We start from the raw sequence: 14,586 nt of genomic DNA, 5'->3' as shown, positions 1-14,586 counted from the left end.
GCGGTCAGCCGGCCAGGGTTGGCTGGCAGACGGACGCTAGCTGCCGGGCCCAGGGTGGGTCTTGTACAGGAACGACATCGCGGCAGAGCGGCCCGCCTGCAGCTCGCGTGCGGTCTGCCCGACGTAGCGACGCAGCGCATGGGCGAGGTGGGCCTGGTCGAAGTATCCCAACGTCTCGACGACTGTGCGCCAGTCCTGGCCGTCGCGCAGCATCGTGGCTGCGGCGTTCGCGCGGTCGATCTGCCGTACGGCGGTCTGCGACAGTCCAGTGATCGCTCGGTAGCGACGCTGCCGGGTGCGCTCGGTCGGACTGGCTTCGGGATGCTCGGCGACCTGCTCCTCGTCCCCGAGATGCGAGCGCACCAGCAGACCCGCGTCCTGCAATCGGCGGACGAAGTGCTCGACGTTCTCAAACGTCGGTGCCTCCCAGCCCTCGCCGCCGATGACGATCCGGCCCGATTCCGTCACGGGGAACGGTACGTATCCATCGACGATCGAGGCTGCCGGATGCGGCCGGAGAACCGCGCCGAATGCGAACCGGATTCCGAGGAACTCGCTGCCCGGCGGGACCGGTGCCGTGGTGGCCCTGGTCTCCGGACCGCGCAGGCTGGCGAGCAGGCGTCCCTGCGCCCGCGAGAGAATCAGATGCCAGCAGGTGCGTGCTGCGGACGTCATCGTCTCCTCCGTGTCAGAGCGGGTGCGCCACACGCGGTCGACGAGGCTCACGTCGATCTCGGTGTCGCGATGCTCGAACCGCAGGGCCATGGCCTCCTCCGTTTTCACCTGCCGAGGTTGCCTCCCGAGGCTAGCGACGTCGGCAACCAGGACCGACACGTTCCAGAAGCGCACGAAGTACCACCGGGACGATCTTGGTAGGAAAAGGCCCTACAGGGGCCATTTCCTACCAAGATCGCCCAGGGGCGAACGAAGTCGCCGCCTGCGGACGAAACCCCACCGCAGCACGCGGCGGGGCGTCACGGTGCGGTCGGCTCGCACTCCGCCGTGAACGTGTCGAAGGCGACCGTCACGGTGCCGTCGGCGTTGAGGGTCGTGTGGTTCGTGATCCTGAGCACGGCGTCGTTGCCCGGTCCGGGCCCCACGATCTTGAACACCAGTTGCTGGGTGGAGGTGATGGGCAGCCCGCCGGAGCCCTGGTTGTAGACGAAGAGATTGACCCGGGTGCTGACGTACCGGTCGCCGGTCGTCGCGCCGGTGCCGTGCACGTTCGACTGGGTCTCCACGATGTGCACGTGGAACCCGCCGGTGCCGTCGACGGTCACGTGGTAGACCTCGCTGATCGTGCCGTCGAAGTCGACGACCTCACCGAGGCCGCCGTTGGCGCAGGGCAGGACGACGGAGAGGTCCAGCGGGGCCCGGAGGATCCGGGTGGTGGTGTCCGCGGCGTGCGCGGGCGTCGGCCCGGCCACGAGGACGAGCGACGGCGCGAGCAGCGCCACCGCCGAGGCGAGTCGGGCCTTACCGGTGGACCTGATCCGGTGCATGGCGACCGTCCTTCCGGGACGCCCCGGCCGTGGCCGGCCGGGTGCACCCCGGAATCTGCTCCCGGTGGGTGAGGGTGTCAATACGGTGCGCGTATGGCGGTGGGTGGGCCCTTCGGCTGGCGGGAAACGCCGGCAAGGGAGCCGGGCCGACGGCTCAGCGCCCGCCCACGGACCGGTACCAGGTCTTCTCGGTGCCCGCCAGGCTGAACGTCTGCTTCCGGTCCGGCTGCGCCACGACCACGAGTCCCGGCCGGTCCACCAGCCGCGTGGTCCCCGGCGGCGCCGCGAACGAGGCATCCCGGGTCCGCCAGCTCAGCACGGCAAGCGGCTGCCCCGGCACCGGCAGGTAGTAGGCCTGCAGGGTCGTGGACCGGTCGGCGGGGGAGACCACGGGAGCGCCGCCACCCGCCGGCCGGTAGACCACCGCCGTCATCGTCCCGGTGGCGCTCTCCCAGGTCAGCTGCTCCAGCTCACCCGGCTCGCCGCCACCCAGCGTCACCGAGCCCAGCGACCGCACCGCGATCTTCGCCATCGGCCAGGACTCCGGCGCCGAGCGCGGCGCCTGCCGGTCGCCGATCCGCCGCGGCACGCTCCCGAACGGCCCCCGTTCGCCGGCGAGCACGCACGTGTCCAGCCCGGTCAGCGCACGCTTGCCCGAACCCGTCTCGTCGCGCACCAGGGGATAACGAGGCGCCGCGGTCGCCGTACCCAGGTCGAGGACGCGGTCGGCGGCCCGGCCGCGCGGCAGCGAGCGGGTGGGCCGCAGCGTCGCGGTCACCGCCACGGCCTGGCAGGCGGGGACGGCGACCGGCTCGGTGATGCCGTCGGCCGCGGGGAGCACCTTGCCGTCGGGGCCGAGCAGCCGTTCCACCCGGGCGGAGGTCAGGTAGCGGCGGCCGGTGGGCTGCTGGACCGGCAGCACGTCGGAGTAGACCAGGTAGCCGGGGTCGGTGTACTCGGTGGCGTGGGCCACCCGCCAGCGCTGCCCGTCGCGGTCGAGTTGCAGCAGCCAGGAAGCGGCCTCGCCGGGCACGTCGGCGGCGACCAGGGCCAGCGGCGACCCGGCGACCTCGCCCGAGAAGAGGATGCCGGAGGAGGACAGGTGGGCGCGGTCGTCGACGGGGGAGCGCCAGTCGCGGACGGCGGCGGTGATCCCCGCGGTCGCGGCGGCGTCGCGGGTCAGGCTGCCCCGCGCCGGCCAGACCTTCAGGGCGCCGTCCAGGCTGTCGTAGCCGACCGGTAGCGCCGCGGGCTGCCGCCCGGCGACCGGGCCACAGCCGGTCAGCAGCAGGGCCAGCAGCGCGGTGGCCGTCGTGCCGCGTCGGCGGACTGAAGCCACCCTGTACGCCCCCTGTTATCCCATCGTGGTCGTGTCCGGAAGCCCACATGGTACGAGACGACCCGTCACCCGGCCGCGCGCGGCTCACCCTTTCGGCCGATGACCATTGAGGACGGTGGGGCGTGCGATTCGTACGCCATTCTCCTGCTCCGGTAGACTCCGCCGACTGTGACGCCTGCCGAGCCCCGTGGCGACTCGACGCCGGACGCCGACGCCTCGGGCGGACCGCTCTCCGTCATGGTGGACGAACGCTCGGTCATCGCCCGCGACCCGGAACCGGCCGCGCCGGCCGCCCGCCGGCGGTGGCGGTGGACGCGGCGCCGGCTGGACCTGGCCGTGTACGGGGTGTTCCTGCTCGCGGCGCTCTGGGTGACCAGCGGGATCTGGGCCGACCCGGCCGGCCGGGTGGCCGCGCTCTACAGCAGCGACCCGGCGCAGGTGCAGTTCTTCCTGGCCCATTCGGTGCGGGTCGTGCTGCACGGCGAGTATCCGTTCTACACCGACCAGTTCAACTATCCCGACGGGGTCAACCTGATGGCGAACACCGCCATCCTGGCCCTCGGCATCCCGATGGTGCCGGTGACCCTCCTGTTCGGACCGGCGGTCTCCTTCGTCACCCTGGTCACGCTGGGCCTCGCCGGCACGGCCGCCGCCTGGTACCGGGTGCTCTCCCGGCACCTGGTGCGCCACCGGCTGGCCGCCGCCGTGGGCGGCTGGTTCTGCGGGTTCTCGCCGGCCATGCTGTCGCACGCCAACTGGCATCCGAACATCATCAGCCAGTTCCTGCTGCCGTTCATCGTGTGGCGGGTGCTGGTGCTGACCCGCTCCACCCGGCCGGTCCGCGACGGCGCGCTGCTCGCCCTGCTGGTCACCGCTCAGGCGTTCGTCAACGAGGAGATTCTGCTCTTCACGGCGCTGGCCTGCGGGGTGTTCCTGTTCGCCGTCGTGGTGCAGCAGCGCGAGCGGTGGGCCGCCGCCCGGCGGCCGCTCGGCGTCGGGCTGGCCGTCTGCGCGGTGCTCGCTGGTGCGCTGCTGGCGTACCCCCTGTGGGTGCAGTTCGCCGGGCCGATGGCGTACCACGGGCTCAGCGACACGGTCCGCGACTACGGCAACGACATCGCGGCGTTCTTCACCCCCGGCTCGCCGACCCTCGGCGGCAACGAGCGGGCCAACGTGAACCTGGCCCCGAACTACTCGGAGGAGAACGCCTTCTTCGGCTGGAGCCTGTCGCTGCTGGCCGTCGGCATCGTGGTCTGGCTGCGCCGGGAGGTGGTGGTCCGGGCGCTCGCCGCGACCGGGCTGTTCTTCGCCGTGCTCTCCCTCGGCGAGCGGATCTCCTGGTGGGACCGGGACCTGGTCACCGGCCCGTGGGAGCTGCTGGTCAAGTTGCCGCTTTTGGACGCCGTGGTGCCCACCCGGTTCGGCCTCATCACCACCGTGGTCGTCGGGGTGCTGCTGGCCCTGGCCGTCCAGCGGGCCGCCGCGCTGGGGGTCGTGGAGCGGCGCACCATGCGTACCCTGACCGCCGCCGGCCTGGTGTTCGCGCTGCTGCCGATCGCGCCCATGCCGTTGCGGGTCACCACCCGCCCGGCCGTGCCGACGTTCATCACGGCCGACCGGTGGCGGCAGTACGTCGGCCCGGACCAGACGCTGGTCTCCGTGCCGGTGCCGGCCATGGGCAACACCGACCCGATGCGCTGGGCGGCCAGCACCGACCTGGCCTTCAAGATCCCCGGGGGCTACTTCCTGGCCCCCCGCAACGGGGTCACCGGCGACCCGGGCCGCTTCGGCGGCCGGCCCAGCGGCATCGGCGAGCTGCTCGCCGAGGTCGAGGCCACCGGGCGTACGCCGAAGCTCGACGACCGGCAGCGCCGCCGCTTCCTCGACGAGCTGCGACACTGGCGCGCCGCCATCGTGGTGCTGCCGCTGAACGAGCAGAACGCCGAACCGCTGCGCCGCACCGTGGAGCAGCTGGTCGGGCCCGCCCGGCAGGAGTTGGACGTGTGGTTGTGGGACGTCCGGACACTGACCAGCCAGTCCGCCTGACCGGCCCGGACCGCCCCGACCCCGCGCCCCGGCGCCGGTGGCGGCCGCGCCCGGTCGACGCGCTCGTGGTCGCCGGCTACCTGGGCCTGGCCGTGCTGCTCACCGCCGGCCAGTGGGGCCGGCCCGACCGGCTGTTCCACCAGGCCGGCGACCAGATGCTCTTCGAGTGGATGCTGGCCCGCGCCGCCCGGGCGGTGACCGGCGGGGAGAACCCGCTGCACAGCACCGCGTTGAACGTGCCGGACGGCGTCAACCTGATGGCCAACACCTCGGTGCTCGGGCTGGGCGTTCCGCTCACCCCGGTCACCGCGCTGTTCGGCTCGCAGGTGGCCTTCCTCGTCGCCGTGGTGCTCTGCCTCGCCGGCACCGCCACCGCCTGGTACGCGCTGCTCGCCCGCCGGCTGGTCCGCTCCCGGGCCGCCGCGGCGGTGGGCGGGCTGTTCTGCGGCTTCGCCCCGGGCCTGGTGTCGCAGGCCGGGGCGCACCTGCACATGGCGGCCCAGTTCCTGGTCCCGGTGATCCTCGGGCTGGTGTTCCGGCCGGCCGCCGACCGGGTCCGCCGGGACGGGATCCTGCTCGGGCTGGCCGTCGCGTACCAGGTCTTCCTCGGCGAGGAGGTGCTGGTCTTCCTGGCCCTCGCGGCCGGGGTGCTCGCCGGGGCGTACGCGCTCGCGGACCGGGCCGGCGCGCGCCGGCTGGCGCCCGTGGTGGCGCGCCGGCTCGGCATCGGCGCGCTGGTCGCCGGGGCGCTGCTGGCGTACCCGCTGTGGGTGCAGTTCCACGGCGCCGGGCACTACCGCGGGATGCCCTTCTACACGCGGGGCTACCGGCTGGACCTGGCCTCCTACGCCGGCGCCGCCCGGCAGACCGTCGCCGGCGACGGCTACCACGCCGGGCTGCTCTCGCCGAACCCCACCGAGGAGAACTCCTTCTTCGGGCCGTTCCTGCCGCTGCTGGCCGTGCTCATCGTGGTCCGGCTGTGGCGGCGGCCCCTGGTCCGGGCCCTCGCGGCCTGCGGGCTGCTCTTCGCGCTGCTCTCCCTCGGCACCACGGTCGTGGTGAACCGGCACGACACCGGGCTGCCCGGGCCGTACCGGCTGCTCGCCGGGGTACCGCTGCTCGACCTCGTGGTGCCGGCCCGGTTCGCGCTGGTGTGCGTACCGGCGCTCGGGGTGCTGCTGGCCCTCGCCCTGGACCGGGTCCGGCGCCGCGCGGCCCGGACCTGGGCGCCGTGGGCGGGCGCGGTCGCCGCCGCGCTGCTGCCGCTCACCCCGACCCCGATCCGCACCGTGCCGGCCATGCCGGTGCCGGCCTTCGTGACCGACGGCGACTGGCGGGCGTACGTGCCGCCGGGGCGGACGCTCGTGCCGGTGCCGCCGGTCACCGGGTCCGGGGTCAGCCCGGCCATGTTCTGGTCGGCGCGCGCCGGGCTGGCCTTCGCCGCGCCGGGCGGCTACTTCATCGGCCCCCGCTCCGCCGACAACCCCACCGCGCACTGGGGTGCGCCCGACCGACCCACGTCGCTGCTGCTGCGGCGGGCCGCCGAGACCGGCCAGGTGCCGCCGATCGGCGACGCGGAACGCCGCCAGGCCGTCGCGGACCTGCGGCACTGGCGGGCGGCCGTGCTGGTGCAGGCCGACTCGACGCCGGGCGACCCGGTCCGCGCCACGGTGGACGCCCTGGTCGGCCCCGGCCGCGACGTCCCCGGCGCCCACCTGTGGGACGTCCGCCTAATGACCGGCTGACCCGCTCCCCGGCGGTGAGTCGTCCACGACATCACGGTCGTAGGCGGTGCGACGTTGTCCCCGACCAGTCGCGGCGGGCCGCCGCCGACATCGGGCCGCCGCCGGCTCAGACGCGGTCGCGGACGTCCCAGAGCCAGACGTCGTCCACGCGCTGCGGCGGCCCGAGGAGGGCCGTCATGAGGTCGCGGAGGACCGCCTCGCGGGGGTTCGCGCCGAGCACCACCACGGACGCCTTCCAGAAGCGCAGGTCGTCGAGGGCCTGGCGGCGGTTCTCCCCGGTGAGCGGCGGCACCTTGTTCGCGTCCATCGTGGCGTAGATGAGGGTGCTCGTCGGCCGGTTCGGCGCGCCGAAGACCCCCTCGCCCGCCTCGTTCGGCCCGATGAAGTAGCCGCCGGGGATGGGGAACGCCTGCTCGGTGAGCGCGCTCCAGCGCAGCGTGGGCAGGCCGTGCACGTTGCTCGGGATCGGCACCGGCACCAGGGTGCGGCCGTCCGGCACGTAGGGCCGCCAGCCGCCCGCCGTGATGAAGTGCGGCGGCGGGTCGATCTGCTGGGCCGGCAGCGGGCGGGGGAACAGCGGGAGCAGGGCGGCCACGACGGCCGCGTACCCGATGGGACGCAGCCAGCGTGGGCGCGGCACGGGAGCGGCGGAGCCGGTGCGCTGGGCGGGCACCGGCGGCCGGCCGCGGCCGGACAGGGCGTCCCAGGCCAGCGCGAGCAGCACGCCGACCGCGGCGGCCACCACCAGGCTGAGCCGGGTCGGCATCATCATCTCGACCAGCGGCAGGTCGTCCGGCACGTACGCCCAGGGGCCGTCGACGGTGGTCTCCACGCCGTCGAACCGCACCTTCGGGCCGATCGCGGCGACCGAGAAGACCACCACGAGCACGGCCAGGATCCGGGCCGGCAGCGAGCGGCGTACCAGCAGTACCAGCGCGACCAGCACGACGAGCACCAGCGGCCAGCCGAACCAGGTGTTCTGCTCGGTCAGCCCGATGGTCTGCTCCACCGCCTCGTTCCCGGCGACGGTGTCCCGGGCGAAGGTGACGAAGGCCATCAGGTCCTCGCCCCAGTTGTGGAAGACCCCGCCCTGCAGGCCCCGGTAGGACTGCGGCCCGTTGAACTGGAACCAGATCGGGTACGCGGTCAGCAGCAGGGCCAGCCCGCCGCCCACCCCGGCGGCGGCGAGGAACGCGCCGGCCCGCTCGCGCGCCGCGCGCGGCCGCTGCACCACCCAGGCCAGCACGACCACCAGGCAGGCCAGCGCGGTGAGCAGCAGCATCTCCTCGTTGATGAAGATCTGGTACGCCACCAGCAGGCCCAGCGCGATCCCGTTGCGCCGCCAGCGGCCCGGTTCGCCGAGGCGCAGCACCCGGGCCACGATCAGCGGGAGCAGGAAGTTGGAGACGAAGTTCGGCTGCCCGTTGGCGTGGTGCACGATGCCCGGGGCGAAGCCGAGGAAGGCGCCACCGACGAAGGCCGCCCCGCGCGAACGCACCAGGTGCCGGGACAGCACCCAGTAGGAGGTGGCCGCGGTGGCCGAGAGCGCCGCGCCGAGGTAGAGCGCGTACATCACCTGCGGGCCGAGCAGCAGGGTGAGCGGTGCCAGCGGCAGGGTGACCCCGAGCAGCGAGGTGTTCGCCATCATATTCACCCCGTCCGGCGCGTTCTGCCGGGCGGTGAAGAGCGGGTTCTCCAGGTGCCGGAGCGAGTACGCGCCGTGCGCGAAGAGCCACTCGAACCAGCTGTGGTCGGTCGGCAGGTGCGAGGAGACCCGGTGTTGCACGTCGCCCCAATAGTTGAGGCAGACGAGAACGCCGAGCACCGCATAGGCTCCGATGGCCAGCACGTCGGCGCGGGCCGGCCGGCGTCGGGGCCGACGCGGCGGGTCCGCCACGACGGCCTCGGCCTCGACGGGCGAGGAGTTCAGCGAGGGGTCCACCACCGGCACAGCCACGACGGGCCATCGTACAGGCGGCACGCCGTCGCGCCGGTCACGGCCGGGCCGCCGTTGCGGCGGCGTGGAGAGGGGGTGGTCGTGGCCGTCATCGATCTGGGTGAGCTGCACGACGACACCGCACCCGGTCCGCCGGCACGGCGGCCGCGCGCCGTCGGCCGTCCGTTCCGGAGCGTCGTGGTGCTCCTGGTGGCGCTGGTCACGCTCGCCGCGGCCGCCCCGCCGTCGCGGCCCGCCGCGCGCACCCTGCCGGGCGGCCCCGCGGCCGCCGCGTTCGTCTCCGGCGACCGGGTGTACGTGGTGCGGCCGCCCGACCCGCAGCGCGGCGTGGGCCGGCAACTCGTCGCCTACCGGGTCGCCGGCGGTCCACCCCGGACACTCTGGCGGACGCTGGTGCCCGGGACGGGCGTCGCCACCACGGTGTGGGAACAGGACGGCACCGTGCTGCTCGTCGGGCGGACCGCCGGCGACTCCGGGTGGGAGACGATCGGCCTCGACGCCCGCACCGGCCGGGTGAGCTGGCTCCAGCCGGGGGTGGGCTTCCCGGCCGGCGGGGCACTGCTCCTGCAGGTGCCCGAGATGGCGGGCCGGGAGGCGGTCCGCCGGGTGGCGGTGAGCGACGGCCGGACCCTCTGGTCGGTCCCGGGCACGCCGGACAACGTCGAGCTCAGCTTCGGCCCGTCCGGTGTGGACCGGCTGGTGCACCTGCCGCCCGCCGGCGAGACCGTCGTGTACGACGCGGCCGACGGCAGCCGGCTCGCCGCCCGCGACCTGGCTCCCGGTGACCGGCCCACCCGGCGGTGGACCCTGCTCGGCGCCGGGATGCTGCTGGTCATCAAGGAGGACGGCGGCAGCGTCACCGCCTACGACCTGGACACGTTGCAGCGGCGCTGGACCGCGGTGCTCCCGCTGGTCGGCTTCGCCGAGCGGTGCGGCAGCCTGCTCTGCGCCGTCCGGCTGACCGGCGGCATGTGGGCGCTCGACCCCGCCACCGGCGCCGTGCGGTGGACCGACGACCGGTGGACCGGGACGCTGGCGGCCACCGGCGGCCGGCTCCTGGTCGGGGTGGACACGGCCAGCGGAAGTGCCCTGGCGGTGGTCGAGGAGGCCACCGGTCGGCTGGTCGCCGACCTCGGCGTGTGGGGTGTGGTCCCGCAGGACGAGTTCGAGGGGCGGCTGTTCGGCGTCCGGCGGACCGAGGGCGGCCGCCTGCTCCTCGCCGAGCTGGACCCGGCCCGCGGCAGCCCCGAGGTGCGCGAGGTGCTGGTCGGCGCCGTCGGCGACTGCCGGATGGGTGCGGAGCTGCTCGTCTGCCGCCGCGCGGACGGCGGGTTCGGGCTGTGGCGGCTGCCGTGAGCCCGGTCATCGAGCTGGGGGAGATGCGGCACGGCGACGAGGCCGACGAGCTGGCGCGGGCGCCGCTCCGGCCACCGGGCCGGCTCGCCCGGGTGGCGGCGGTCTGCTGCGTCGCGCTGCTCACCCTGGCCGGCGCGACCTCGCCGGCCCGGCCGCCCGCGGGGGTCCGGGTGGCCGCCCCGCAGGGCGCGGTCTTCCTGGTCCTGGCGGGCCGGCTCGTGGTGGCCGACGGCCCGGGAGCGGTCGGCCAGGGCGGCCGGGTGGTCACCGGGCACCGGCTGCCCGGCGGCGAGCCGGTGTGGCGGTTCATCCTGCCGGCCGGCGACCACGTGCTCGGGCTGGACGCGCTGGCCGGTGGGCTGCTGGTGACGAGCAGCCCCGCCGGGGCCGGCGACACCGTGTCGACCCTGCTGGATCCGGTGACCGGCGTGGTGCGCTGGCGGCAGACCGGCTACCCGGTGTCGACCGCGTCCGGCGGGGTTCTCTTCGAGACCCCGCGGGCGTCCGGGAAGGGCACGGTCCTGGCCGTCGACCCGGCCTCCGGCGCGGTGCGCTGGTCGCTGCCGCTGCCCACCAACGGGGTGTCGTACCGGATGGACGACGGGGGGCCGACGCAGATCGTGCTGGTCGCCCCGGACGGCCGGGTGGAGGTGCACGACGCGGACTCCGGCGCGCTGGTCCACGCCGGCCGGGTGCCGCCGGCCACGGACCGGCTCTCCTACCGGTTCACCCAGGTGGTGGCCGACCTGCTGCTGGTCGACGGCGCGCCGGGCACGGTCACGGCGTACGGGCTGGACCAGCTGGACCGGCGCTGGAGCATGCCGCTGGAGCCCCCCGGCGGGGTCTGGTTCGTCGAGTGCGCCGGGATGGTGTGCGTCCGCGACCAGGTCGGCGGGGTTCGCGCCCTCGACCCTGCCACCGGCCGGCTGAGCTGGGTGGACGACAGCTGGCTCGGTCTGGCACCGATCGGCGGCCGGCTGCTCGGCGTCGGGCCGGAGGAACTGTCGGTGCTCGACCCGGCCACCGGCCACCCCGTCACCCGGCTCGGGCGCTGGCGGCCCACGGGCTTCGGGAGCGATCCGATCCGGCTGCTCGGGCTGCGTCGGCTGCCCGGCGACCGGACGCTGGTCGGCGCGCTGGACGTCGCGGCCGGCGAGGTCCGGACCCGGGCCGTGCTGCCCGGCTCCTGGAACGAGTGCGCCGACTCCGGCACCGCGCTGGTCTGCCTGCGCCCGTCCGGCGGGCTGATGATCTGGCCGGTGGGGCCCTGACCTACCAGTTGGCCTGCGCGGGCGCCGGCGGCAGCGGCACCGACTCGGGTCGCACCACGTAGACGACGCCGCCGCTGCCGCCCTGCCAGGCCGCCTCGAACGCCGACCGGGGCACCGTCCGGCGCACCCCCTCGTCGTCGGGGGCGTACGGGTCGTTGAGCACCGGGTCGCCGTCGGCCGTGAAGCCGACCAGCACGATGAGGTGCCCCCGGGTGTCGTAGTCCAGCCCGGGCACCTGCCCCCGGGTGAAGGCCGCCGAGACGATCAGCGGGATGCCGGCGGCCACGAACCGTTCCGCCTCGGCCAGCGAGCGCAGCCGGGTGACGAACGCGTCCACCCCGTGCAGCCCCGCGTACGCGGTGTTGAACGCCCAGTTCCCGGCCCCCGCGTACGCGTGGTCGTAGCAGTGCCGGGCGGCGTGCACCACCACCGGTCGAGGGCCGGGCGGGGCGACCCAGGCGTACCGGTCCGGGGTGGGGCCGGCGCCCCAGAAGTCGAGCACCATCGAGACGCAGGTGGGGCTGCACCAGGAGTCCCCGCCGCCACCCCAGCGGGTCTCGCCGCCGGCGTGCAGCCGCTGCGCGTAGCGGGGCACGTCGAGCACCCGGCCCCGCGCCTCGCCGGCTGCCGTGTCGACCCGGGCCGGCGTCGGGACCGGCCCGCCGTCCGGCGCGCCACCCGCGCGGGTCGCCGGCGTGCCGGCGCTGGCACCCGTCGAGGCGACCACGCCGACCGTGCGCAGCACCGGGCCGGCCGGGGCGTCGGGGCGCCGGAGCAGGGTGACCCGGACCTGCCAGCCGGTGACGGTCGCGCCCGTCACGCGCAGGGTGTCGGCCGCGACCGAGGCCGCGTCGTCCGCCTGGCCCGGCACCGAGGAACGGTGGATGGCCGTGTCGTCGGCGGCCCACCGGCCCAGCTCGTACCAGCCGGTGGCGGCGGCGTCCCCGGCGAAGCCGCGCAGCTCCACCCGCAGCCAGCAGCCGGGCGGGGCGTCGGCGGTCCAGGAGGGCACCAGCTCGGCGACGGCGAAGCCGACCGGCACCACCGGGGAGGTCCAGGTCGCCGCGTCGTACCCGGCCGTGTCGCCGGAGTGCGGGTCGGTGTGGTCCAGGCGATCGGCCGGCGTGGCCAGCACCAGCCCGTCCGGGCCGGCGGCCACCCCGTCGGCGGTGCCGAGGCGCAGGTCCGCCGGGAAGCGGAAGCGGTGGTACGTCACGTCCCGGCCGGGGTCGACAGCGGTCATGCGGGCTCCCGTCGGGCTCGGGCCCGGGCCCGGTGGCCGGGGCGCTTGTCGCTCGCTGCCGGGCAGCATCGCGTACCTGAAGATTTTTTGCAATGACGGCGCGCGAGGGACGCTTGGCGGCCCGCACTAGGTTGTGGGAGGTCACGAGGTGGGAGGCCGGGATGCGGGTACTGGTGGTCGAGGACGAGCGGAACCTCGCTGACGCGATCGCGCGCGGGCTGCGCAAGCGCGGGATGGCCGTGGACGTCGCCTACGACGGCGACGCCGGGCACGAGGCCGCCTTCGTGACCCGCTACGACGTGGTGATCCTGGACCGGGACCTGCCCGGCGTGCACGGCGACCGGATCTGCGCCGACCTGGCCGCCTCCGGCGCGCTGACCCGGGTGCTGATGCTGACCGCGAGCGTCACGGTCGCCGACCGGGTGGAGGGGTTGCGGCTCGGCGCCGACGACTACCTGCCCAAGCCGTTCGCCTTCGACGAGCTGGTCGCCCGGGTGCAGGCGCTGGGGCGGCGGGCCACCCCGGCCGCCCCGCCGGTGCTGGAGGTGGCCGACCTGGTGCTCGACCCGGCCCGACGGGTGGTCACCCGCGGCGGCGAGCCGGTCGACCTGACCAACAAGGAGTTCGGCGTGCTGGCCGAGCTGCTCAAGGCGCGCGGCGCGGTGGTCTCCAGCGAGGAACTGCTGGAGCGGGTCTGGGATGCGAACACCGACCCGTTCACCACCATCGTCCGGGTCACCGTGATGACACTGCGCAAGAAGCTCGGCGACCCGCCGTTGATCGACACGGTGGTCGGCGCGGGCTACCGGATCGGCGAGGCCAGCTCATGACGGCCCGGTCCCGGCCGCGGCCCACCCTGCGACTGCGGCTCACCCTGCTCAACGGGGTGCTGCTGGTCGGGGCCGGCGCGGTCCTGGTGCTGCTGGCCTGGCTGCTGGTCCGGGACGCGCTGCGCCCCACCGACGAGCTGTTGCCCGGCACCACGGTGGTGCTCGCCGACGGCCGCACCCTCGACGCCGGGCACTGGCAGCGGGAACTGGTCGACGCCGCGTCCCGCGAGCTGCTGGTCAAGGCCCTGGTGGCGCTGGTGGCGATCGGCATGGTCGGGATCGCCGGCGCGTACGCGGTGGCCGGCCGGGCGCTGCGCCCGCTGCACCAGGTCACCGCCACCGCGCGCCGGCTCGGCGAGACCACCCTCGACGAGCGGATCGGCTGGTCCGGCGCGAACGACGAGGTGGCCGAGCTGGCCGAGACCTTCGACGCCATGCTGGACCGGATCGGCGCCGCGTTCGAGGCGCAGAAGCGGTTCGTGGCCAACGCCTCGCACGAGCTGCGGACCCCGCTCGCGGTGATGCGCACCGAGATCGACGTGACGCTCAGCGACGACGAGGCGGATCTCGCCGAGTACCGCCGGATGGCCAGCGTGGTGCGGGACGCCTCGGAACGCGCCAACGGGCTGGTCGACGCGCTGCTGGTGCTGGCCCGCAGCGAGGCGCAGACGGGCGGCCGGCTGGCCCGGCGCAGCGAGTTCGACCTCGCCGTGGGCACCGCCAACGCGCTCTCCGCGATGGCCCGCGAGGTGGAGCGGATCGGCCTCAAGGTGCACACCTCGCTGCGGGCCGCGCCGGTGGTCGGCGACCCGGGCCTGCTCGACCGGCTCGCCGGCAACCTCGTGGAGAACGCGGTCCGCTACAACCACCTGCACGGCCGGCTCTGGGTGCGCACCGGCACCGACGGGCAGCGGTCCTGGCTCGTGGTCGGCAACACCGGCTTCGAGGTCGCCCCCGCCGACGTGCCGGGGCTGTTCGAGCCGTTCCGGCGCGGCGGGCAGGAGCGCACCGGCGCCCGCGGCTCGGGCCTCGGACTGTCCATCGTGCGCGCCGTCTGCGACGCGCACGGCGGCACGGTGAAGGCGGTCGCCCAGCCGGGCGGCGGCCTGGAGGTGACCGTCACCCTCCCGTCGGCCGACGCGCCCGCGGCCACCTAGGAGCCGATCGGCGCCCGCGCGGCCGACCGACGGTACGCGCCGGACCGCCGACCTGACGGCCGCCGCCCGCCGAACCACCATCCGCGGCCACCTGTTCGTGCGGGCGGCCCGGCTGTCCCGACGGTCGCGCCGGGTGGTCG

Annotated in this window: 11 protein-coding genes; 6 read left to right on the top strand and 5 right to left on the bottom strand. The window is 75.2% G+C overall.

The features are described 5' to 3' along the window. Positions 1-36: 36 nt before the first annotated feature. The 3 genes from RMN56_RS03320 to RMN56_RS03310 form a co-directional block, all read right to left on the bottom strand. Positions 37-783, bottom strand: a complete 747-nt coding sequence (locus RMN56_RS03320; RefSeq protein WP_313722378.1) for a helix-turn-helix transcriptional regulator — start codon at positions 781-783, stop codon at positions 37-39. 191 nt (positions 784-974) lie between these two features. Beyond that, positions 975-1,502: a hypothetical protein gene (locus RMN56_RS03315; protein ID WP_313722377.1), complete on the bottom strand. Its 528-nt coding sequence runs from the start codon at positions 1,500-1,502 to the stop codon at positions 975-977. Positions 1,503-1,656: 154 nt separating this feature from the next. Beyond that, positions 1,657-2,841, bottom strand: coding sequence for a hypothetical protein (locus RMN56_RS03310; RefSeq protein WP_313722376.1), 1,185 nt, complete (start codon positions 2,839-2,841; stop codon positions 1,657-1,659). A gap of 168 nt (positions 2,842-3,009) precedes the next feature. Between RMN56_RS03310 and RMN56_RS03305 the strand changes: the two genes are divergently transcribed. Together RMN56_RS03305 and RMN56_RS03300 are read left to right on the top strand one after the other, a co-directional pair. Further along, positions 3,010-4,887, top strand: a complete 1,878-nt coding sequence (locus tag RMN56_RS03305; protein WP_376787269.1) for a DUF6311 domain-containing protein — start codon at positions 3,010-3,012, stop codon at positions 4,885-4,887. Continuing rightward, on the top strand, positions 4,845-6,632 hold the full coding sequence (locus tag RMN56_RS03300; protein ID WP_313722375.1) for a DUF6311 domain-containing protein: 1,788 nt from the start codon (positions 4,845-4,847) through the stop codon (positions 6,630-6,632). The genes RMN56_RS03305 and RMN56_RS03300 overlap by 43 nt, the downstream gene beginning before the upstream one ends. Before the next feature lie 106 nt (positions 6,633-6,738). Here RMN56_RS03300 and RMN56_RS03295 read toward each other — a convergent pair whose 3' ends face one another. Continuing rightward, entirely contained in the window at positions 6,739-8,574 is a 1,836-nt protein-coding gene (locus RMN56_RS03295; protein ID WP_313724635.1) for a DUF6311 domain-containing protein, read from the bottom strand. A gap of 96 nt (positions 8,575-8,670) precedes the next feature. Here RMN56_RS03295 and RMN56_RS03290 point away from each other — a divergent pair, with 96 nt between their 5' ends. Further along, positions 8,671-9,945 carry a PQQ-binding-like beta-propeller repeat protein gene (locus RMN56_RS03290; RefSeq protein ID WP_313722374.1) on the top strand — a complete coding sequence of 425 codons (1,275 nt, stop codon included), beginning with the start codon at positions 8,671-8,673 and terminating at the stop codon, positions 9,943-9,945. Continuing rightward, a complete protein-coding gene (locus tag RMN56_RS03285) occupies positions 9,930-11,216 on the top strand; it encodes an outer membrane protein assembly factor BamB family protein (protein WP_313722373.1) in 1,287 nt (428 codons plus the stop codon). Before RMN56_RS03290 ends, RMN56_RS03285 begins: the two co-directional genes overlap by 16 nt. 1 nt (position 11,217) lies before the next feature. Here the strand turns inward: RMN56_RS03285 and RMN56_RS03280 are convergent, their stop codons facing one another. After that, on the bottom strand, positions 11,218-12,459 hold the full coding sequence (locus RMN56_RS03280) for a C39 family peptidase (RefSeq protein ID WP_313722372.1): 1,242 nt from the start codon (positions 12,457-12,459) through the stop codon (positions 11,218-11,220). A 161-nt stretch (positions 12,460-12,620) separates the two neighbouring features. On the opposite strand from RMN56_RS03280, the gene RMN56_RS03275 reads away from it, so the two are divergent. Together RMN56_RS03275 and RMN56_RS03270 are read left to right on the top strand one after the other, a co-directional pair. After that, the gene (locus RMN56_RS03275; protein WP_313722371.1) at positions 12,621-13,289 is read left to right on the top strand and encodes a response regulator transcription factor; all 669 of its coding nucleotides are present in this window, start codon (positions 12,621-12,623) and stop codon (positions 13,287-13,289) included. Next, the gene (locus tag RMN56_RS03270; RefSeq protein ID WP_313722370.1) at positions 13,286-14,446 is read left to right on the top strand and encodes a sensor histidine kinase; all 1,161 of its coding nucleotides are present in this window, start codon (positions 13,286-13,288) and stop codon (positions 14,444-14,446) included. Before RMN56_RS03275 ends, RMN56_RS03270 begins: the two co-directional genes overlap by 4 nt. The last annotated feature ends 140 nt before the right edge of the window (positions 14,447-14,586 follow it).

Origin of the sequence: Micromonospora halotolerans (genome assembly GCF_032108445.1) — a bacterium.
Classification (GTDB): domain Bacteria; phylum Actinomycetota; class Actinomycetes; order Mycobacteriales; family Micromonosporaceae; genus Micromonospora; species Micromonospora halotolerans.
This window is presented reverse-complemented; position numbering and strand designations above follow the sequence as displayed.